The 19,961-nt window shown below is 29.7% G+C and carries 19 protein-coding genes; 9 read left to right on the forward strand and 10 right to left on the reverse strand.

What is annotated here, in order from left to right; translation table 11 throughout:
- Positions 1–125: 125 nt before the first annotated feature.
- The 3 genes from glmS to G507_RS0111640 are packed head-to-tail and all read right to left on the reverse strand — an operon-like array spanning position 126 to position 4,506.
- Positions 126–1,976 (reverse strand): glutamine--fructose-6-phosphate transaminase (isomerizing), encoded by a 1,851-nt coding sequence (glmS, locus tag G507_RS0111630; protein WP_026717636.1) that lies wholly within the window; start codon positions 1,974–1,976, stop codon positions 126–128.
- 8 nt (positions 1,977–1,984) lie between these two features.
- Entirely contained in the window at positions 1,985–3,688 is a 1,704-nt protein-coding gene (gene bamH, locus G507_RS0111635) for a BamH family beta-barrel-assembly machinery protein (protein ID WP_035666133.1), read from the reverse strand.
- Between the two features lie 8 nt (positions 3,689–3,696).
- Positions 3,697–4,506 (reverse strand): glycogen/starch synthase, encoded by an 810-nt coding sequence (locus tag G507_RS0111640; protein WP_026717638.1) that lies wholly within the window; start codon positions 4,504–4,506, stop codon positions 3,697–3,699.
- A 101-nt stretch (positions 4,507–4,607) separates the two neighbouring features.
- On the opposite strand from G507_RS0111640, the gene panC reads away from it, so the two are divergent.
- The 8 genes from panC (at position 4,608) to G507_RS16925 (ending at position 13,124) form a co-directional block, all read left to right on the forward strand.
- Positions 4,608–5,456 carry a pantoate--beta-alanine ligase gene (gene panC / locus G507_RS0111645; RefSeq protein ID WP_026717639.1) on the forward strand — a complete coding sequence of 283 codons (849 nt, stop codon included), beginning with the start codon at positions 4,608–4,610 and terminating at the stop codon, positions 5,454–5,456.
- 13 nt (positions 5,457–5,469) lie between these two features.
- The gene (panD, locus tag G507_RS0111650) at positions 5,470–5,820 is read left to right on the forward strand and encodes an aspartate 1-decarboxylase (RefSeq protein WP_026717640.1); all 351 of its coding nucleotides are present in this window, start codon (positions 5,470–5,472) and stop codon (positions 5,818–5,820) included.
- A gap of 2 nt (positions 5,821–5,822) precedes the next feature.
- Positions 5,823–6,785, forward strand: a complete 963-nt coding sequence (locus tag G507_RS0111655) for a lysylphosphatidylglycerol synthase transmembrane domain-containing protein (protein WP_035666137.1) — start codon at positions 5,823–5,825, stop codon at positions 6,783–6,785.
- A 36-nt stretch (positions 6,786–6,821) separates the two neighbouring features.
- Positions 6,822–7,970 carry an alpha/beta hydrolase gene (locus tag G507_RS0111660; protein ID WP_026717642.1) on the forward strand — a complete coding sequence of 383 codons (1,149 nt, stop codon included), beginning with the start codon at positions 6,822–6,824 and terminating at the stop codon, positions 7,968–7,970.
- Positions 7,970–9,331: a DNA repair protein RadA gene (radA, locus tag G507_RS0111665; RefSeq protein WP_026717643.1), complete on the forward strand. Its 1,362-nt coding sequence runs from the start codon at positions 7,970–7,972 to the stop codon at positions 9,329–9,331. The genes G507_RS0111660 and radA overlap by 1 nt, the downstream gene beginning before the upstream one ends.
- 12 nt (positions 9,332–9,343) lie before the next feature.
- Complete coding sequence (locus tag G507_RS0111670) at positions 9,344–9,976, forward strand: hypothetical protein (RefSeq protein WP_026717644.1); 633 nt, start codon at positions 9,344–9,346, stop codon at positions 9,974–9,976.
- 67 nt (positions 9,977–10,043) lie between these two features.
- Entirely contained in the window at positions 10,044–11,654 is a 1,611-nt protein-coding gene (locus G507_RS0111675) for a DUF4139 domain-containing protein (RefSeq protein ID WP_026717645.1), read from the forward strand.
- A 93-nt stretch (positions 11,655–11,747) separates the two neighbouring features.
- A complete protein-coding gene (locus G507_RS16925; protein WP_051191668.1) occupies positions 11,748–13,124 on the forward strand; it encodes a PQQ-dependent sugar dehydrogenase in 1,377 nt (458 codons plus the stop codon).
- Positions 13,125–13,160: 36 nt separating this feature from the next.
- On the opposite strand, the gene G507_RS0111685 is transcribed toward G507_RS16925, so the two are convergent.
- The 4 genes from G507_RS0111685 to G507_RS0111700 all read right to left on the reverse strand — a co-directional run bounded on the left by G507_RS0111685 (position 13,161) and on the right by G507_RS0111700 (position 16,667).
- A complete protein-coding gene (locus G507_RS0111685; protein ID WP_026717647.1) occupies positions 13,161–14,201 on the reverse strand; it encodes an aldo/keto reductase in 1,041 nt (346 codons plus the stop codon).
- Positions 14,202–14,312: 111 nt separating this feature from the next.
- Positions 14,313–14,804 (reverse strand): MepB family protein, encoded by a 492-nt coding sequence (locus G507_RS0111690; RefSeq protein ID WP_026717648.1) that lies wholly within the window; start codon positions 14,802–14,804, stop codon positions 14,313–14,315.
- Positions 14,797–15,765 (reverse strand): OmpA family protein, encoded by a 969-nt coding sequence (locus G507_RS0111695; RefSeq protein WP_026717649.1) that lies wholly within the window; start codon positions 15,763–15,765, stop codon positions 14,797–14,799. The genes G507_RS0111690 and G507_RS0111695 overlap by 8 nt, the downstream gene beginning before the upstream one ends.
- A 140-nt stretch (positions 15,766–15,905) precedes the next feature.
- Positions 15,906–16,667: an exodeoxyribonuclease III gene (locus tag G507_RS0111700; RefSeq protein WP_026717650.1), complete on the reverse strand. Its 762-nt coding sequence runs from the start codon at positions 16,665–16,667 to the stop codon at positions 15,906–15,908.
- A 185-nt stretch (positions 16,668–16,852) separates the two neighbouring features.
- On the opposite strand from G507_RS0111700, the gene G507_RS0111705 reads away from it, so the two are divergent.
- A complete protein-coding gene (locus tag G507_RS0111705) occupies positions 16,853–18,658 on the forward strand; it encodes a GNAT family N-acyltransferase (protein WP_026717651.1) in 1,806 nt (601 codons plus the stop codon).
- A 15-nt stretch (positions 18,659–18,673) separates the two neighbouring features.
- On the opposite strand, the gene G507_RS0111710 is transcribed toward G507_RS0111705, so the two are convergent.
- From G507_RS0111710 to G507_RS0111720, 3 genes are all read right to left on the reverse strand, one after another.
- Positions 18,674–19,075 (reverse strand): DUF805 domain-containing protein, encoded by a 402-nt coding sequence (locus G507_RS0111710; protein ID WP_026717652.1) that lies wholly within the window; start codon positions 19,073–19,075, stop codon positions 18,674–18,676.
- A 30-nt stretch (positions 19,076–19,105) separates the two neighbouring features.
- Positions 19,106–19,417 (reverse strand): DUF2752 domain-containing protein, encoded by a 312-nt coding sequence (locus G507_RS0111715; RefSeq protein ID WP_245575617.1) that lies wholly within the window; start codon positions 19,415–19,417, stop codon positions 19,106–19,108.
- 128 nt (positions 19,418–19,545) lie between these two features.
- Positions 19,546–19,932: a DUF4234 domain-containing protein gene (locus tag G507_RS0111720; RefSeq protein WP_026717654.1), complete on the reverse strand. Its 387-nt coding sequence runs from the start codon at positions 19,930–19,932 to the stop codon at positions 19,546–19,548.
- Positions 19,933–19,961: the final 29 nt, after the last annotated feature.

Raw genomic sequence — 19,961 nt, forward strand, 5'->3', positions numbered from 1 at the left:
TACTGTTGAAAAAAAGATGCTTTTTTCCGTTTGCAAAGATAGTTTTTTTCAAAACAATTTTGCAATTTATTTTTTGAATTTTTTGCAATAAAAAAGCGAAATCTTTCAATTCCGCTTTAAATATGTCATTCTACAGTCACTGATTTTGCTAAATTCCTAGGCTGATCAACATTACATCCCCTCATAACTGCTATATGATAAGATAACAATTGTAATGGAATTGTCGTTAATAAAGGCGTTAATGCTTCTGTAGTTTCTGGAATTTCTATCACGTGATCCGCTAATGCTTTTACTTGAGTATCTCCTTTTGTAACAATTGCAATAATTTTACCACTACGTGATTTAATTTCTTGAATATTACTTACTACTTTGTCATAATGACCTTTATTCGGTGCAATTACAATAACTGGCATTGATTCGTCAATTAAGGCAATTGGTCCATGCTTCATTTCTGCAGCTGGATAACCTTCTGCGTGGATATATGAAATTTCTTTTAATTTTAAAGCTCCTTCTAAGGCAACTGGAAAATTATACCCTCTTCCTAAATATAAGCAATTTGGTGAGTCTTTATAAATTGCAGCAATAGCTTTTGCTGCTTCATTTGTAGTTTGAAGTGCTTCTTCTACTTTTTTTGGAATTAACTCTAATTCCAACAAATAACGTTGGTATTCTGAATTTGGCATTGTTCCTTTTGCTTTAGCCAAACGTAAAGCCAACATAGTAAGAACTGTAATTTGTGTTGTAAACGCTTTTGTTGAAGCTACTCCAATTTCTGGCCCAGCGTGAGTATAAGCTCCCGCTTGAGTTTCACGTGAAATTGATGAACCTACAACATTACAAACTCCAAAGACAAATGCTCCTTTTTCTTTTGCTAATTTAATAGCTGCTAAAGTATCAGCTGTTTCTCCCGATTGAGAAATAGCTATTACTACGTCATCTTTATTTATAATAGGATTTCTATATCTAAATTCTGATGCGTATTCTACCTCAACAGGTATTCTTGCGAACTCTTCAATGATATATTCTGCAACTAATCCTGCATGCCATGATGTTCCACAAGCTATGATTACTATTCTTTTAGCATTGGTGAATTTTTCAAGATTGTCTTCTACTCCGGCCATACGGATTATTCCTTGGTCAACTAAAAGCCTCCCTCTGTATGTGTCTTTTATTACGCTTGGTTGTTCGTAAATTTCTTTTAACATAAAATGATCGTAACCTCCTTTTTCAATTTGCTCCAAATTCATTTGAAGTTCTTGAATATATGGGTCGACTAAAGAATCATCTTTAATTTTACGAATTTTAATCGGTTTGTTAAGACGCACAATTGCCATTTCTTCATCTTCTAAATAGATAGCGTTTGATGTATATTCAATAAAAGGAGAAGCATCTGAAGCTATAAAATATTCGTTTTCGCCAATACCTAATGCTAACGGACTTCCTAATCTTGCAACTACGATTTCATCTGGTTTTTCTACATCAATAACTGCAATTGCATATGCACCAACCACTTGGTTTAACGCAATTTGAACTGCTTTTCCAAGTTTACAATTTTCTTTTTTCTTAACTTCTTCAATTAAGTTAATTAGTACTTCTGTATCTGTATCTGATTTAAAAACATATCCTCTTTTAATTAACTCAATTTTTAAGGGCTCATAATTTTCAATGATTCCATTATGGATAATTACTAATTTTCCAGAATTTGAAAAATGAGGATGAGAATTTACATCATTTGGAACTCCATGAGTTGCCCAACGAGTATGCCCCATTCCTACTTTACCTATTGTAGTTCCTTCTTTTTCTGCTTTTAGTTCTAAATCTGAAACTTTTCCTTTGGTTTTTGACATTTTCAAATCAGCTCCATCATAAAGAACTAAACCTGCACTATCATAACCTCTATATTCTAATCGCTTTAATCCTTTTATGATAATAGGATAAGCGTCTCTATGTCCAATATAACCTACAATTCCACACATAAATTATTTTATTTAGGTTCTGTATAATAAATTTCTAATTTCAACTTTTTATCAGGATCTGTACTTTGAGCTCCATATAAAACAGTCCCTAATGGATGCATTACTGATGCTACTGGTAAATATTTAATTTCATCAGAACCAATTGTATATGGGGTTTTTAAAAATGCATTAGTTACCACATTTATGTTTTCAGTTACAACAAGTCCTAATCTTGAATTCCCATTATTATTAGGATTAGTTCCATTTATGACATTGTTAATGTAATCAGTAATTCTAATTTTATACTTTGTCCCTTTTCCATCACTATCTTTTTGAATAATTCCACCATGTATAAACTTATTATATTTTGCCGACGTACCCACTGAAATATCAGCATAATAATCTAGTAATGGCTTGTTTTTTGTCGCATCAAATAAGTAAATTCTTTGCGGCTCATAATCTGCATTAGCCATAGCTGGTTGATCAATATAAAATACCAAATTAGCTTCATTAATTAGCCATTTATTAGCACGCAATTGGTCTAATTCATCTGATACCCCGTTTGGACCTCCATTTACAGCTCCTGTCAAATCTACTGTTCCGAAAAGATCTATATAGGCTACAGAGCCATTAACTCCTCCTTTTAAATATAATTTACCATCTGTATTATTTCCAAGTAAAGCATCAGAATAATTAGCATCTACATTAGAAAACTCTAAAAGACTTACTGAATTACTCTTTTTTGTTCCAGTTTCTGAATAACCCATTTGGAAATTTAACTCACTTTTTAATGCTAATGTTTGATCTGTTACGCCATCTTCAAAAAAATAATGATATTGTACTAATATTTCTGCTTGAGAAAAATCTAGTTTTACAAGTGATCCTTGGTTTGCGACATTCTCTTCAACTTCAAAATATAAGCCTTTAAAATATTGTTTAAAAACGTTGTTGTTGTAAAGTTTTCCTTGAGCAACTGCGTCTAATATTCTAGTTTTAATAGCTGCTTTGTTTAAATTCAACCATATACCAGGAGTCTTTCTTTCTTTTATTACATATTTATCAGGGTCTGTAGTTATTGCGCTTTCACTATCATAATATTGCCCATTGCCATTAGTCTTATAAATAATGATCTCTTGATTATCAAAAAAGAAATCAGTACTTTGATTAGCAGGTCCAGTATTTAAAAGTTGAGAACCTTTATAAGTGTCGATTGTTGGTTTAAAATCAGAATAATATTTTTGTGTCGATTGATTATTCGTGGAAGGATCAAAATCTCTTAAATAATAACCATTCTCATATACTTTAAGATTAAACTTAGCATCACTATCTCCATAAATTGAATCAATTGCATATGTTCTATCACCATCACTACTAGTGCTTTCTAAAGTACTGTAAAACGGAATATATACATAAACAGAATCTTTGTCTGGGTCAATATAGTGATTATAACCTAGACTTGGATTAGCATTAACCATTTCAATTTGTGAAACAAAATGTGCTTTTGTTTTGCCAAAAATAGGATTGTTATAAATTCCTAATTCATTAATTGGTAAATTATTGGTCTGAACTGGACCAGTACTTTTAATATAGGAATTTAAATTTTCTGCACTATATTTTTCTAAATTAAAATGCTCATCTCCAACTATGTCTGAACCCAACGTGTTGAAATCTTTGTCACACGAAATAAAAGTAAAAGCAAATAAAAGTAAAACTGCTTTAGTGAATGTATTCATATTTATTATTATTTTAAAACCGTATTTTTTAAGAAGTCGGTATAAACTTCATTAAAACTTTCTTTAGGTGTGAAAGGTAAAAAAGGTTTTTTTGAACTTTCTATATATTTTGTTAAACTTGATGACAAATCATCTGAGGCAATAATAACTCCGTCTGAGTGCTGAATTGAAGCCATTAACAAGTTTTCATAACTAGGTGTTTTTAAATCTGAAATACTTGCCTCAGGAATCTCATCAAAAATCATCTTATTGATTAATTTTTTATCTAATTCGCCTTCAAATGACTGATTATAAACTGAAGTAATAATTTTTGTTTCATTAAAAATTCCTTCATTTTTATAATAATGCTTTAAATATATTGGCAAAAGCGCAGCCATCCAACCATGTACATGGATAATATCTGGAACCCAATTTAATTTTTTAACTGTTTCTACAACTCCTTTTGCAAAAAAGATAGCTCTTTCATCATTATCTGGATATAAAACTCCTTCTTCATCAGAAAATGTAGCTTTTCTTTTAAAATATTCATCGTTGTCAATAAAGTAAACCTGAATTCTCTCTTTCGGAATTGAAGCAACTTTAATGATCAGAGGCATATCTACATCATTTACAACCAAATTCATACCTGATAGTCTTATAACTTCGTGCAACTGGTGTCTTCTTTCATTTATATTACCATATCTAGGCATAAAAATTCTAATTTGCCCTCCAGCATCATTAATCATTTTTGGTAATTCATAAGATTGTATTGACACCTCGTTTTCAGCTAAGTAAGGAACTACTTCAGATGACACATACAAAATCCTTTTATCCTCCATAAAATTGTTTGTTTTCAAATTATAAAACATGCAAAATTACAAAATTTTATGTATTTATCTACTAAAATAGTAAGTTTGCAGTCAATTTATTATTATCATTGATGCAAATTTTTAAAGAAAAAGCCCTTTTAACAACTTATTTAAAAACAATTTGGGACAAAAATTGTGCCATAGGTTTTATCCCAACAATGGGTGCTCTTCATCAAGGACATCTATCATTAATTAAAAAATCTTTAGATGAAAACAACTATAATGTTGTAAGTATTTTTGTAAATCCAACACAGTTTAACAACAGTCAAGATTTAGAAAAATATCCTAGAACTTTAGAAATTGATATTGAAAAAATTAGAACGATTTGTCCAGATTGTATAGTTTTTGCTCCATCCGTAGATGATATTTATGAAGGAAAGACAAACTCTAAATCATTTAATTATGATGGGATAGAACATGAAATGGAAGGCAAACATCGCCCAGGACATTTTGATGGAGTTGGTACAATCGTGAAAAAATTATTCGAAATTGTAAAACCGACAAATGCTTATTTTGGAGAAAAAGATTTTCAGCAATTACAAATTGTCAAAAAACTAGTAGCCAAAAATGACTTAAAAGTTAATATTATTGGTTGTCCTATTTTTAGAGAATCCAATGGTTTAGCCATGAGTTCTAGAAATGAAAGACTTTCTATAAAAGACAGAGATGAAGCATCAATAATTTATAAAACATTACTGACTGCTAAAGAAAAATTTGGCACAAAAAGTGCTAATGAAGTAAATAACTGGGTAAAAAACTCATTAGAAAAGAATGAAAACATAACCTTGGAATACTTTGAAATTGCTGATGAAACCACTTTAAAAACCTGCATTAGAAAGTCTAAAAACAAAAAATATAGAGCATTTATAGCTGTTTTTATAGATAATATCAGATTAATAGATAATATTTCACTTAATTAATTATTTTTGCACCATGCAAATTCACGTAGTAAAATCTAAAATTCACAGAGTAACTGTAACGGGAGCCGATTTAAATTATATTGGAAGTATAACCATTGACGAAGATTTAATGGAAGCTGCTAATTTAATTGAAGGTGAAAAAGTTCAAATTGTTAACATTAATAACGGAGAACGTTTTGAAACTTATACCATCAAAGGAAATCGCAAATCTGGAGAAATAACACTTAATGGTCCAGCGGCTAGAAGAGTCCAAAAAGGTGATGTTATTATCATTATCGCTTATGGAATTTTAGGCATCGAAGAAGCTAAAGTTTTCAAACCAGCACTTGTTTTTCCTAACGAGAAGAGTAATTTGTTAACCTAATTTTGGCTTCTCCTTTTAAAAAAGTTGCCAGTTTAACGATTCCATTATTAATTGGAATTGGATTAATTTATTATCAATACTCAAACTTAACTCCAGAACAATTAGAAAACATTAAACTGTATTTTAAAAATGCAGACTATACATATGTTTTCTTATCGCTTTGTATTTCAATAGTTGCTTATTGGGCAAGAGCTTATAGATGGAAATATAGCTTAAATCATCTGGGATATACCACAAAACTACATAACAATTTTTTTGCTGTTGGAGTAGCTTATTTTGTTAATTTAACAATTCCTCGATCTGGAGAAGTTACCAGAGCTGTTTTATTAAAAAAATATGAAAATGTGCCCTTTGACAAAGGATTTGGTACAATTGTAGCCGAAAGAGTTGTTGATTTATTAATTTTCTTATTGTTTGTTTTTATTGCATTCATTTTGCAATTTAATATTATAAGTGAATTTATATTTTCCAATATTTCTCCTTCAAAATTAATTATAATAGGAATTGTTTTATTTGTTTTAGGAATTATCTTTTTACTAATTTGGTTTCGTTCTAATTGGAAGATTGTTGGAAAAATAAAAGAAAAATTTGCTGGATTGATTGAAGGAATGACAAGCATTTTGGTGATGAAAGATCGATGGAAATACTTATTCTTTTCTTTTTTAATCTGGACTTTATATTTATTAATGTTTTATGTTTGCGTTTTTGCTATTCCTGAAACTTCTGATATGGCTTTCAGTATTGTAATAATGGGATTTATTTTTGGAAGTGTAGCAATAGGTTTTACAAATGGAGGAATTGGTGCTTTTCCAATTTCAATTCAAACTGTATTATTGCTTTATGGAATTAATAAAGGTGCTGGTGCTGCATTAGGTTGGATTATTTGGACGTCACAAACATTACTTACCGTATTAGTAGGTCTTTTGTCGTATTTGTTATTGCATTTTTTTAATAAACACAAATAATTAACTAAATTGCCATTTCTTTACTAGAAACTGACCATGAAAAACATATATATAATAGTATTATTATCGCTTTCTTTTATTTCATTAGCTCAAAAGAAAACAGAGACTATTGAATCAAATAGATTAGGAAAGTCCAGACAGATTTCTATTATTTTGCCACCATCATATGAATTTGAAAAAGATAAAAAATATCCAGTTATCTATTTGTTAGACGGTGAATATTTAATGGAGCCTTTCAACGGTTCTCTTCAATATGGTTATTATTTTGATGATTTGCCAGAAGTAATCTTAGTTGGAATTCATCAAGCAAAAAACAACGATAGAATCATTGATTCTAAAGGAGACGAGGATGGATTACCTACTGAAAAAAGCGGTAATTTTTATGAGTTTATTGCAACTGAAGTAATTCCATTTATTAATAATAATTATAGAACAGTTCCCTATAAAGTCATTGCAGGTCATGATGCAACTGCTGGTTTTTTAAACTTTTTCCTTTATAAAGACAATCCTGTTTTTGATGGATATATTTCTTTTTGTCCAGATTTAGCCTATGATATGGAAAACAGAATTGAGGATAGAATGAAAATGATGCCAAAACCTATTAGTTATTTTCAAGTTTCTTCGCCAACAGATGAAACTTCAATTTACGAAAGAGTAAAATTATTAGACGAAAATCTGAAGACTGTTTTAAATAAAAATGTCTCTTATAAATATTTACAACTTGATGGTTACTCTCATTATTCGATGGTTCCTGTAGCTATTCCACAAGCATTATACCATGTGTTTAAAGGATACCAACCAATTAATAAAGAAGAATATAAGCAACTTCAAAACCAAACTACTGGGTTTGTTGATTATCTAACTGAAAAATACAAAAATATTAATACTCTTTACGGTGTTGATATGAAAATTAGATTAATTGATTTTTTAGCAATTCAAAATCTAATTACTAAAAATGGTTCAAGCGAGGAACTAAAAAATTTAGAAAAAATAGCTAGTAAAGAATATCCAAAAACAATGTTACCTTCTTTTATTGAAGCTTCTTATTATGAAAAAGATGGAAATTATGACAAAGCTATAAAAGCTGTTGAAAAAGGATATTCTCTAAAAGATATTGGAATGTTCACAAAAAGCTTTATGCTTGAAAAACTTGAAGATTTAAAAAGAAAAAGAGCAGGTCAATAATGAGTAAAGTAAAAACATCTTTCTTTTGTCAAAATTGTGGTACTCCATTTTCAAAATGGCAAGGCCAATGCCACAATTGTAAAGAATGGAACACTATTGTTGAAGAAATCATCCAAAAAGAAGAAAAGAAAACTTGGAAAAGCGATTCTGGAACTACTTCAAAAGCATCAAAGCCTTTATTAATTAAAGAAATAGATTCTTCTCAAGAAATTCGTTTAAATACGAATGATAATGAATTAAATAGAGTTCTTGGTGGCGGAATTGTGCCTGGTTCTTTAATATTATTGGGTGGTGAGCCCGGAATTGGGAAAAGTACACTTTTGCTTCAAATATCTTTAAAACTACCTTATAGAACACTTTATGTTTCTGGTGAAGAAAGCCAAAAACAAATAAAAATGCGTGCCGAAAGAATTACTCCAAATAGTGATAATTGCTACATTCTTACGGAAACAAAAACGCAAAATATATTCAAGCAAATTCAGGATATTGAACCTGAAATTGTAATCATTGATTCCATTCAAACATTACATACAGATTATATTGAATCTTCTGCTGGAAGTATTTCTCAAATTCGTGAATGCACGGCTGAGTTGATAAAATATGCCAAAGAATCAAATGTTCCAGTAATTTTAATTGGACACATTACAAAAGACGGAACTATCGCTGGACCAAAAATTTTAGAACACATGGTTGATACTGTTCTTCAGTTTGAAGGTGACAGAAACCATGTCTATAGAATTCTTCGTTCGTTGAAAAACCGTTTTGGTTCTACAGCCGAATTAGGAATTTATGAAATGTTAGGAAGTGGTTTACGTGAAGTAGAAAATCCTTCTGAAATATTAATTTCACATAAAGATGAACAACTTTCTGGAACTGCAATTGCTTGCACTATGGAAGGAATGCGTCCTTTAATGATAGAAATTCAATCTCTTGTAAGTTCTGCTGTTTATGGAACTCCTCAACGAAGTACAACTGGTTATAACGCCAAACGTTTAAATATGATTTTGGCTGTCTTAGAAAAACGTGCAGGTTTCCGTTTAGGCACAAAAGATGTCTTTTTAAACATTACTGGAGGAATTAATGTGGATGATACAGCTATAGATTTAGCCGTTGTGGCTGCTATTTTATCATCTAATGAAGACATTGCCATTGAAGACGGATTTTGTTTCGCTGGTGAAGTAGGATTATCTGGTGAAATTCGTCCCGTAAATAGAATTGACCAACGAATTCAAGAAGCAGAAAAATTAGGTTTTACGACTATTTTGGTTTCAAAACACAACAAAATTGCTTTAAAAAATACTTTTATAAAAATTGTATTAGTGGCTAAAATTGAAGATGTTGTTGGGGTTTTGTTTGGGTAAAAAATTTCAATTATGAAAAAAATAATATTATTTTTTATACTTCTAATTTCTCATGTGATTCAATCTCAAATTAGAGGAATTACTATTGGGAATATTGGAAACTCAAAAGACTCTCAAGTTTTTTTTTCTAAAGATTTAGTGATTTCTAAAGATTTCGTTTACACAGACTTTGTATTTGAAGAAGAATTAAAAAAGATAGATTTTAAAGATTCATTATACATAAATAATAATTCAAATGTAAAAGGAAATTATAAACAACAATATTATTTATTAACACAAAATAACTTTTTCAAACCAGTTTTTTATGATGATTATCTAAAGAAGAAAGACACTTTTTTTGAAAATTTAGAAAAAGTCATTTTTATAAAAACTAAATTTAATTTAAAGTTATCTAATGAATTTTTAAAAAATAAAATCAAAATTAATAATGATGATTTTATTTTCGAATTAGATAAATGGCAAATTCAAATAAAGGATTTAAAAGATGAAAAAACAGAAATTATAGTTTATTATAATTTTGAATTTTTAAATAGTAACATTATTCATTCTCCTTTTCTAAAAGAATATTATTCTTTTGACGAAAAAGTCTTCTTAAGGTTTGATCATACAGTTTTTTGGTATGCACTTAAACCTAAATTAGAATAAAAAGAAATTCTCTTCCCAACCTTTTCATAAAAAACATACTCTTACTATAAATAGAAAATCTAAAATCATGAAAAAAATACTTTTAATTCTAACGCTTTTTGCATCAATAATTGCTTTAGCTCAAAAACCAATCTTTACTTCGGCAAAAGTAAATGCTGCAACCGTTTATACCAATGGAGCTGAACTTTCGCAATCAACCTCACTAAATCTTCCTAAAGGAACAAGTGAAATTGTCATTAAAAATGTGGCTGATTATTTGAATGAAAATACGGTTCAAATAGGAGCTCCAAGTTCGTTGACTGTGCTTTCAGTTCAGTTTACCCAAAATTACATTTCTGAATATGAAATTGATGAAAGTAATCCTGCCATCAAAAAAGTGAGAGATAGTATCAATTGGGTTCAAAAAGAAATTGCAAAAGTTCAAATTGATAAAGTTTCCCATTCAAAAACGGTTGAATTATTAGATAAAAACCAACAAGTGGCTGGACAAAATTCGGGTTTAAATGTTATGGAATTGATGAAATTAGTGGATTATTACAAAGTAAAAAGAACAGAGTTAAGTAACGCAATCACAACATTCCAAGAAAAAGAAAACAAGTTGAATGAGCAATTGAAAAAACTAAATTCAAAACTTGAAATCAATACCAAAAACGAAGAAAAAACATCAAGAGGAAAACTGATTCTTCAAGTGATGAATGAAGTTGCTGGAAATGTTAATTTGGACATAAATTACATGACAAACAACGCTTCATGGCAACCTTTTTATGATTTGCGTGCAGAAAACATCAACGAACCCATCAACATGATGTACAAAGCTCAAGTAGTTCAAAACACAGGAATTGATTGGAAAAAAGTAAAGCTGACTTTATCAAGTGGAAATCCAAATCAAAATAATGAAGCGCCAATTTTACAAGCTTGGTTCTTGAGATATGGTTATCCTGTAGCTTATGGTTTTAAAGATAAAAATGCTAAAATGAATACAATTCAAGGAAAAGCTTCAAATACAGCTGTTATGGCTGATGAAATGGAAGAATCATCAATTTCTAATTATACTTCAGTTAATGAAAACCAACTAAATGTTTCATTCGACATAGATATTCCTTATGATATTTTATCTAATGGAAAAAAACATAGTGTAGCTTTAAAAGAAATAAAATTACCAGCAACTTATAGATATTATGCTGCTCCAAGAGTAGAAAAAGAGGCTTTCTTATTAGCTCAAATTAATGATTATTCTAAATTCAACTTATTGCCTGGAGAAGCCAATATTATTTTTGAAGGAATGTATGTTGGAAAAACATTTATCAATCCAAATCAAACAGCTGATACCTTAAGTTTATCAATGGGAAGAGATAAAAAGATTTCAATTAAACGTGAAAAAGTAACAGATAAATCGGGAACAAAATTTTTATCAGCTTACAAAGAACAAACGTTTACCTATGACATTACGGTTAGAAATAACAAAAAAGAAACCATTGAAATGCTTTTAAAAGATCAATATCCTATAAGTACTGATAAAGAAATTACCATTGAAGTTCTAGAAAAAGACAGAGCAAAAGTAAACGAAGAAACTGGTGTTATGACATGGGAATTAAAACTCGCACCTAACGAAACCAAAAAAATAAGGATTAGTTACTTAGTAAAATATCCAAAAGACAAAATAATAGACAACCTATAATTTTACTTAAATGAAATTTTAAACGACTGAAAATTAACACTTTCAGTCGTTTTTTTATTGTTTTTTATTTATATTTACAAGAAAAGAAAAACTATGAAAAAATTATTACTATTACTTATAGCCTTTACTCCTTCAATTATTTTTTCTCAAACTATAGCTATTCAATCTTTTGCTACTGGTTTTTCTGGAGCAGTAGAAATTACTCATGCCGGAGACAATCGTTTGTTTGTAGTTCAGCAAGGAGGTTTAATTCGTGTTTTAAATTCAAACGGAACTGTTAATTCAACACCTTTTTTAAATTTATCTAGTATAATTGCTTCTGGTGGAGAAAGAGGTTTATTAGGTTTAGCTTTTCATCCAAATTATGCTTCAAACGGTTATTTTTTTGTGAATTACACAAATACTTCTGGTGACACTGTTATTGCAAGATATTCTGTTAGCAGCACAAATCCTGATATAGCTATAAATTCTGGAACTATTTTAATGACTATTTCTCAACCTTATTCTAATCACAACGGAGGAAGTTTAAAATTTGGTCCAGATGGCTATCTATATATTGGAATGGGTGACGGAGGAAGTGCTGGTGATCCTGGAAATAGAGCTCAAAACATCAATGAAAATTTAGGTAAAATGCTTCGTATTGATGTAAACACAACTATAGCTCCTTATTACACTTCTCCTGCTGGAAATCCTTATATTGGTGTTGCTGGAAATGATGAAATTTGGGCAATTGGTGTTAGAAATCCTTGGAAATTTTCATTCAACAGATTAAATGGTGATTTATGGATTGGAGATGTTGGGCAAAATAATATTGAAGAAATTAATAAAGTCACAAATCCTTTAACTGCTGGTTTAAATTTTGGTTGGAAATGCTATGAAGGAAATGTTGCTTATCAAACAGCAGGTTGTCCTCCAATTGGAACTTTAACTATGCCTGTTGCACAATACACTCATTCTGGTGGAAATTGCTCTATAACGGGTGGCTATGTCTATACAGGAACAATGTATCCTAATTTTTTAAACAAATATTTCTTTGCAGATTATTGTGTGAATAGAATCGGTTATGTCGATACAACTACAAACGCAATTACATACACTCCAAACTTTTCAGGAAATAATAATTTTACTTCTTTTGGTGAAGATATGAATGGTGAATTATATGTGACAAATTCAAGTATAATTTATAAAATAGTTGATACTGCAACAGCTTCAACAACTAATTTTGAAAACAGTGGTTTTAGTTTATATCCAAATCCTGCAAAAGATAGTATTACAATTTCTAGCTCAGGAGCAAGTTTTGCAAAACAAATTCAGCTTTTTGATGTTTCTGGAAAACTACTTATTTCTAAAGAAGTTTCGCAAAATAAATCAAATATAATTGATGTGACTTCTCTTTCTAATGGAGTTTACTTACTAAATATTTCAACAACTGATGGAAATAATTATAATTCTAAATTGGTAAAAGATTAGAAAACTGCCAACTAATTGCTTAGCACTGAACACTTTTTAAGGTGCAGGATTAGGAATTAATTCTTGAATTTTTTCGATTTCATTTAAAATATCTTCCGACAAAACAATATCAAAAGCATCAATATTTGCTTTAAGTTGTTCTAATGAAGTAGCTCCAACAATTGTTGAAGTAACTAATTTTTGCTGATTTACATAAGCTAAAGCCATTTCACTTGAAGTCATTCCATTTGCTTCGGCTAAATCTTTGTATAATTTTGTGGCTTTGAAACAATTTTCGTTGGTATATCTTGTAAAATGAGGAAAAGTTTTCATTCTAGATTTTTCTGGAAAACCTTCTAAATATTTTCCTGTCAAAAAGCCAAAAGCCAAAGGAGAATAAGCTATTAAACCCACATTTTCTCTCATACAAATTTCAGATAAACCAACTTCATACAATCGATTTAATAAAGAATATGGGTTTTGAATTGTAGCAATTTTTGGTAAATTGTGTTTCTCACTTTCCATTAAATAGCGCATTACACCATAAGGATTTTCATTTGAAACTCCAATATGTTTTATCTTTCCTTCTTTTATCAAACCATCAAAAACCTGAAGGATTTCTAAAATAGAATAGTGCCAATTTTCATCAATTTGTTGAATACCTCTTTGTCCAAACATATTCATGATACGCTCTGGCCAATGCATTTGATATAAATCAATGTAATCGGTTTGTAAATTTTTTAAACTTAATTCAACTGCTTCTGTAATGTTCTTTTTAGAAAAATCTAAAGGTTGACGAATGTATTCCATGCCACGATTTGGGCCAGCAATTTTGGTTGCCAAAACAAGTTTTTCTCTTTCCGATTGACCAAGTTTATGAATCCAAGTTCCAATATGCTTTTCTGTGCTTCCAAAAATTTGAGCGTTTCCACCAATTGGATACATTTCGGCTGTGTCCATAAAATTTATTCCACGTTCAATTGCATAATCTAATTGTGAATGAGCTTCTGCTTCTGAATTTTGATTACCAAAAGTCATTGTGCCAAGGCAAATTTTACTGATTTTTATGTTGGTATTTGGAAGAGTAGTATATTTCATTTTATGCTGAATTTAGTTCAGTATCTTATAATTATAGTAGCAAAGATACAAAGTAGCTAAGCTTAATAAAAATAAAAACCTGTTTCATATTTCTACTAACAGGTTTTCTATTTAATTTGAATATAAATTTTTTACAAAATTCAAGTTTAAGTCATCATTGACTTTAAAAAAATAGTTCAATTGCCATTTTTGAGTTGCAATTGCTTGTTGACTTATCGTTTTGTCCCAAATTGAATAAACTCTAAAACCTCTTTTTCCGTCTTTTTTTGAAGTTGAAATAATTCCTTTTTCAATCAAAACTGATTTTGGAAATACAAATTGTCCTACTTTATTTTCTGTTTGAACATTTATAACATAATAATCAATTGCATTATTTTCTGAAAATGGTTCTGTAATTCCTTCTTTATTTCTTTTCCAAAACGTTACAAATTGTCCAATCTTTTTTGGTGTGATTTTCGAACTTCTAAAAATTATTTTTTTTTCATCCAAAATAAATTCACATCCATCATATTCTTTACTTTCTTTGTCAATTATAACATCTGTAACTTTGAAATTGCATTTATCAAAAACTAAAAACTTTATTTTATCTAAAGAATTAGTCATTTAAATCATTCAACATCTTAGAAATCTCATCTAATTTTGGTGTTAAAATAATTTCAATTCTTCTGTTTTTTGCTTTTCCAATTGCGTTGTCGTTTGAAGCCATTGGAGCAAATTCTCCACGACCAGCAGCTGTTAAGTTCTTTTTATCAATAGTTTTGTTTTCTGCTAAGATGTTTACGATTGCTGTTGCTCTTTTTGTAGATAAATCCCAATTGTTTTCAACAGAACCAATACTTCCAGAGAATTTATCGTTATCTGTATGTCCTTCAATCAAAACTGAAATTTCTGGATTTTCACCCAATACTTTTCCTAAAGCTACAACTGCTTTTTTACCTTCAGTTCCAACAGTCCAACTTCCTGATTCAAATAACAATTTGTTTTCCATAGAAACATATACTTTTCCGTTTCTATGTTCTACTGTTAGTCCTTTTCCTTCAAAAGCATTTAAGGCTTTAGATAAATTGTCTTTTAATTTTTTCATTCCAGCATCTTTTGCCGCAATCATTTCTTCTAATTCATTTAAGCGTTTTGAACTGGCTTCTAAATCGGCTTTCAATTTATTTAGTCGATCTTGTTCTGCGTTTAATGTTTTTTGCTTGGCATCTAATTCTGCAATCAATTCTCTGTTTTTATTGATGTTTGCTGCTAAAGCTTGATTGCTATCTTTTTCTAAAGCATCATAAGAAGCTTTTAAATTGTCATAGCTTTTCTTAGTAGCTGCATAATCATTCGCTAGTTTATCTCTTTCTGCTTTAGTTTTATCAAATTGCGATTGTAGGTCTTTAACTTGAATGTCTAAGGCATTTTTATCTTTCTTTAAGGTTGCGTTTTCGTCAAACAAATTGTTGCGTTCTTTTTTAACATCAGCAAATTTGTTTTCTAAATCGTTATAAATTTTCTTAGAAACACATGAAGTTGTTAATCCAACAACTACTAAACTTAGGGCAAGTTTTTTTATCATTTTTTTGGTCATTAAGAGGAACGAAGTAATCTTTTCCTCAATTGTTAATTGTTTTTTATTAATTATTAATCCGTTGACTAAAGTCAAACGGCAATGAAGTTCTTTTTATTGTAATTGTTTTTTGTAATTGATATTGAATTCTAATCAATTTCTACTAAAACCGGACAATGGTCTGAATGTTTCGCCTCTGGTAATATTAAGGCTCTTGTTAATCTATCTTTTAAATTTTCATTTGCCAAGCAATAATCAATTCTCCAACCTTTATTATTTCCTCTTGCTCCTGCTCTATAACTCCACCAACTATAATTATGAGGTTCTTTATTAAAACTTCGAAATGTATCAATAAATCCAGATTTCATAAATTTATCTAGCCAAGCTCTTTCCTCTGGCAAAAATCCAGATGTGTTTTTATTTTGTACTGGATTATGAATATCAATCGCTTCATGACAAATGTTATAATCACCACATATCATCAAATTTGGTATCTCTTTTTTTAGCTCGTTTATATAACTTTGAAAATCATCCATAAACATGAATTTATGGTCTAATCTTTCAATATTGGTTCCAGATGGCAAATACAAACTCATAACTGAAACTGTATCGAAGTCGACACGAAGAGTTCTTCCTTCGAAATCTATATGTTCTATACCTGCACCAAATTCGACATGGTTGGGTTTTGTTTTACACAAAATAGCAACTCCACTATATCCTTTTTTTTGAGCTGAAAAATAATATTGATACGGATAACCAGCATTTGTAATTTCTTCTGTCGGAATTTGATCTTCGTTGGCTTTTATTTCTTGCAAACAAATCACGTCTGGATTAGCTTGTTGCAACCATTCTATAAAGCCCTTTTTAATGGCTGCTCTAATGCCGTTTACGTTATATGAGATAATCTTCATGTATATTTTATTTACTTCAAAAGTACTAAAAAGCTACTAGAATAGTAAACTCCTTTATATATTTATTAACATCGTTATCAGCATTTTTAATGCTGAAAAATTATTTTTTAATATATAGTTTTTTTAAAGGTTTTGATTTAATTTGTTTTGTTTATCTTTGTTTCTGGTCAAAAAAAACAATTAAAATGGGATTAGTTTCTGCCAAAGAAGTAGCCAAGGCTATCAATTTAGACAAATATGGTTTTATTGGAACTTTTTCGGGATGGTTACTGATGAAGTTGACCAAAATATCTACGATAAATAAATTATACAATCGAAATAAGCATTTAGAAGGTATTGCTTTTCTTGATGGGCTTCTTGGTGATCTAGAAATTAAATTTGAAATTCCAGAAGAAGATTTAAAACGTTTACCAAAAGACGGTGCTTATATAACTATTTCTAATCACCCTTTAGGTGGAATAGACGGTGTTTTATTATTAAAATTAATGCTTGAAAAAGAGCCGGATTTTAAAATAATTGCCAATTTTTTACTGCATAGAATTGAACCTATGAAGCCCTACATTATGCCTGTTAATCCATTTGAAAACCACAAAGACGCAAAGTCTAGTGTTGCTGGCTTGAAAGATGCATTACGTCATTTAAGTGATGGCAAACCTCTTGGTGTTTTTCCTGCTGGAGAAGTTTCTACTTACAAAGATGGTAAATTAGTAGTAGACAAACCTTGGGAAGAAGGTTCTATGAAGTTTATTAAAAAAGCAAATGTACCTGTTGTACCTATATATTTTCATGCTAAAAACAGCAGGTTGTTTTATTTTTTGAGCAAGCTAAATGACACATTTAGAACAGCTAAATTACCTAGCGAAGTTTTAACGCAAAGAAGGCGAGTTATTAAAGTTAGAATAGGGAAGCCTATTTCAGTAAACGAACAAAACGAGATCGAAAATATAGAAGCTTATGGTGAATTTCTTAGAAGAAAAACATATATGCTTTCTAATTCGTTTGAGGAAGAAAGTTCGTTTTTAAAAGCTCCACATCTTAACTTATCAACTCCAAAGCCGCCAAAACAAATAGTTTTACCCGCAAATCATCAACAAATCATAGAAGAGGTTGCTTATTGTCAAGAAAATGATTGCCGTCTTTTGCAAAGTAAAAATTATGAAGTTTATTTTATAACAGCCGATAAAATTCCGAATATTCTTCATGAAATTGGTCGTTTGAGAGAAATTACTTTTAGAGAAGTTGGTGAAGGAACAAACGAATCCATAGATCTTGACCAATATGACAAATATTATCATCACATGTTTTTGTGGGATAGCGAAACACAATTAATAGCTGGTGCTTATAGAATGGGATTGGGTTCACATATATATCCAAAATACGGAATTGATGGATTTTATTTGCATGAACTTTTTAGATTTGAACCTGAATTATTCGATATGATGAATAGTTCAATAGAAATGGGAAGAGCTTTTATTACAAAAGAATACCAACTAAAACCAATGCCTCTTTTCTTATTGTGGAAAGGAATTGTTCATACAACACTTCGTTATCCTGAACATAAGTATTTAATTGGTGGTGTTAGTATTAGTAATCAATTTACTGATTTTTCTAAATCGTTGATGATTGAGTTTATGAAATCACATTATTACGATCCTTATGTAGCGCAATATATTCATCCTAAAAAAGAATATAAAGTAAAACTAAAAGATGCTGATAAAGATTTTGTATTCAACGAAACGGAAGCTGATTTAAATAAATTCGATAAAATCATAGACGAAATTGAACCAGGAAATCTTCGTTTACCTGTTTTAATTAAGAAATACATCAAGCAAAATGCTAGAGTTGTTGCGTTTAATGTTGATCCATTATTCAACAACGCAGTCGACGGTTTAATGTATATAAGAATTGCTGATTTACCTGAAAGTACTGTAAAACCTGTAATGGAAGAATTTCAGGCTGAATTGGAAAAAAAGGAAAAGAATTTTAAGTAGCGTTTTTTGTTTGTTTTATTCTTTACCTATTTCATTTATTTCGTCTATATTGCTTTTCGAATCTGGTCCATAATTATTTTTACCAATTGTTCCTTCACTAAAAAACAATACTAACAACCAGATTCCTCCAATAAAAGGAACAAATACAATTAAAAGAAACCAACCACTTTTATCAACATCATGTAACCTTCTAATTGCAACAGCTAAACCTGGAATAAAAGTTGCAAGTATATATATTAAATAAAATGGTCCACCTGAACCTTTTTCAAAATTTAGACCCAAATTAACATCTATTAAATATGCAGCTATTGCAAATAGAAAATTAAAAAGGACAAAATACCAATATTCTGATCTTCTAGCTCTACCACTAAAATTTGCATAATTTTCAACAACAACTTTCTTATACCAATTGAACATTTTAATTTTTTTACAATATTATATTTTAAATTAACCCCAAATTGATTGTTCAACAATAGAATCCAAATTATTTTCTTTTATAAAAAGCACAAGTCTTATAACGTGGTAGCCAATTAAAAAAGCAGCTAAATAATACGCTAATTTTCTATTGAAAAACCATGCTCTAAAATAGGTTTTCTTTGTTTTTAATTCCACTAAAAAAAGAACAATAATAAAAAGACAAAAACCAACTACCAGTGGTCCAAATAAATGATAACTTAAACTTTTAAGTAAATTTCCATCATAAAAATAAACTATTGATTTAGTAATTCCACATGAAGGACAAGGAAAGCCAGTAACCATTTTTAAAGGACAAAGAGACTGTTCTGTATCTAAAGAATTATTGCTGTTTTGAAACCACAAAACAAAAGGTATTACAAGTGTTGCAAAAGCACCTGTAATACCTAGAATTCTATTTAAAACAAAAGGTTTTATGAGTATAATCTATTGATATCTCCTTGTACAATCATTGCAGCTGCAAAAGGAAAAAATAATCCCAATATAATTAATAAAGTTGACTGATCTTTTTCCAACTCTTTAGTTAATTTGTAAACATTTGGCAAACCTTCTTTTCCTATTACGTAATAAAAATATAGGTTTACTGGCAAACAACATCCTGAAAAAACAGCTATTGGCGTAGAAATTACTTCTCTATTTGAAACAGCATTAATTACTTCGGCAACTTTAATGTTCCAATAAATTAAGTATAATCCACAAGTTATAAAGCTTAAAAGCAATACTACAATTGGGTCTACTTTAAATACAGGAATATTTGCACTAGGCTGATTCCACTGTTCAGGTGTTTTTGTTGTTTCCATTTCGTTTTAGTTTTAGTTTTTGGTTAATT

Source organism: Flavobacterium gelidilacus DSM 15343, assembly GCF_000422685.1.
GTDB lineage: Bacteria > Bacteroidota > Bacteroidia > Flavobacteriales > Flavobacteriaceae > Flavobacterium > Flavobacterium gelidilacus.

Coding starts and splice junctions, on each gene's coding strand:
- G507_RS0111715 (WP_245575617.1), bottom strand. CDS start 19,417: ATGGTTACTGGCTTTCCTTGTCCTTCATGTGGAATTACTAAATCAATA.
- G507_RS0111690 (WP_026717648.1), bottom strand. CDS start 14,804: ATGACTAATTCTTTAGATAAAATAAAGTTTTTAGTTTTTGATAAATGC.
- G507_RS0111705 (WP_026717651.1), top strand. CDS start 16,853: ATGGGATTAGTTTCTGCCAAAGAAGTAGCCAAGGCTATCAATTTAGAC.
- panD (WP_026717640.1), top strand. CDS start 5,470: ATGCAAATTCACGTAGTAAAATCTAAAATTCACAGAGTAACTGTAACG.
- G507_RS0111720 (WP_026717654.1), bottom strand. CDS start 19,932: ATGGAAACAACAAAAACACCTGAACAGTGGAATCAGCCTAGTGCAAAT.
- G507_RS0111685 (WP_026717647.1), bottom strand. CDS start 14,201: ATGAAATATACTACTCTTCCAAATACCAACATAAAAATCAGTAAAATT.
- G507_RS0111640 (WP_026717638.1), bottom strand. CDS start 4,506: ATGGAGGATAAAAGGATTTTGTATGTGTCATCTGAAGTAGTTCCTTAC.
- radA (WP_026717643.1), top strand. CDS start 7,970: ATGAGTAAAGTAAAAACATCTTTCTTTTGTCAAAATTGTGGTACTCCA.
- G507_RS0111700 (WP_026717650.1), bottom strand. CDS start 16,667: ATGAAGATTATCTCATATAACGTAAACGGCATTAGAGCAGCCATTAAA.
- G507_RS0111710 (WP_026717652.1), bottom strand. CDS start 19,075: ATGTTCAATTGGTATAAGAAAGTTGTTGTTGAAAATTATGCAAATTTT.
- glmS (WP_026717636.1), bottom strand. CDS start 1,976: ATGTGTGGAATTGTAGGTTATATTGGACATAGAGACGCTTATCCTATT.
- G507_RS0111675 (WP_026717645.1), top strand. CDS start 10,044: ATGAAAAAAATACTTTTAATTCTAACGCTTTTTGCATCAATAATTGCT.
- G507_RS16925 (WP_051191668.1), top strand. CDS start 11,748: ATGAAAAAATTATTACTATTACTTATAGCCTTTACTCCTTCAATTATT.
- panC (WP_026717639.1), top strand. CDS start 4,608: ATGCAAATTTTTAAAGAAAAAGCCCTTTTAACAACTTATTTAAAAACA.
- G507_RS0111660 (WP_026717642.1), top strand. CDS start 6,822: ATGAAAAACATATATATAATAGTATTATTATCGCTTTCTTTTATTTCA.
- bamH (WP_035666133.1), bottom strand. CDS start 3,688: ATGAATACATTCACTAAAGCAGTTTTACTTTTATTTGCTTTTACTTTT.
- G507_RS0111695 (WP_026717649.1), bottom strand. CDS start 15,765: ATGATAAAAAAACTTGCCCTAAGTTTAGTAGTTGTTGGATTAACAACT.
- G507_RS0111670 (WP_026717644.1), top strand. CDS start 9,344: ATGAAAAAAATAATATTATTTTTTATACTTCTAATTTCTCATGTGATT.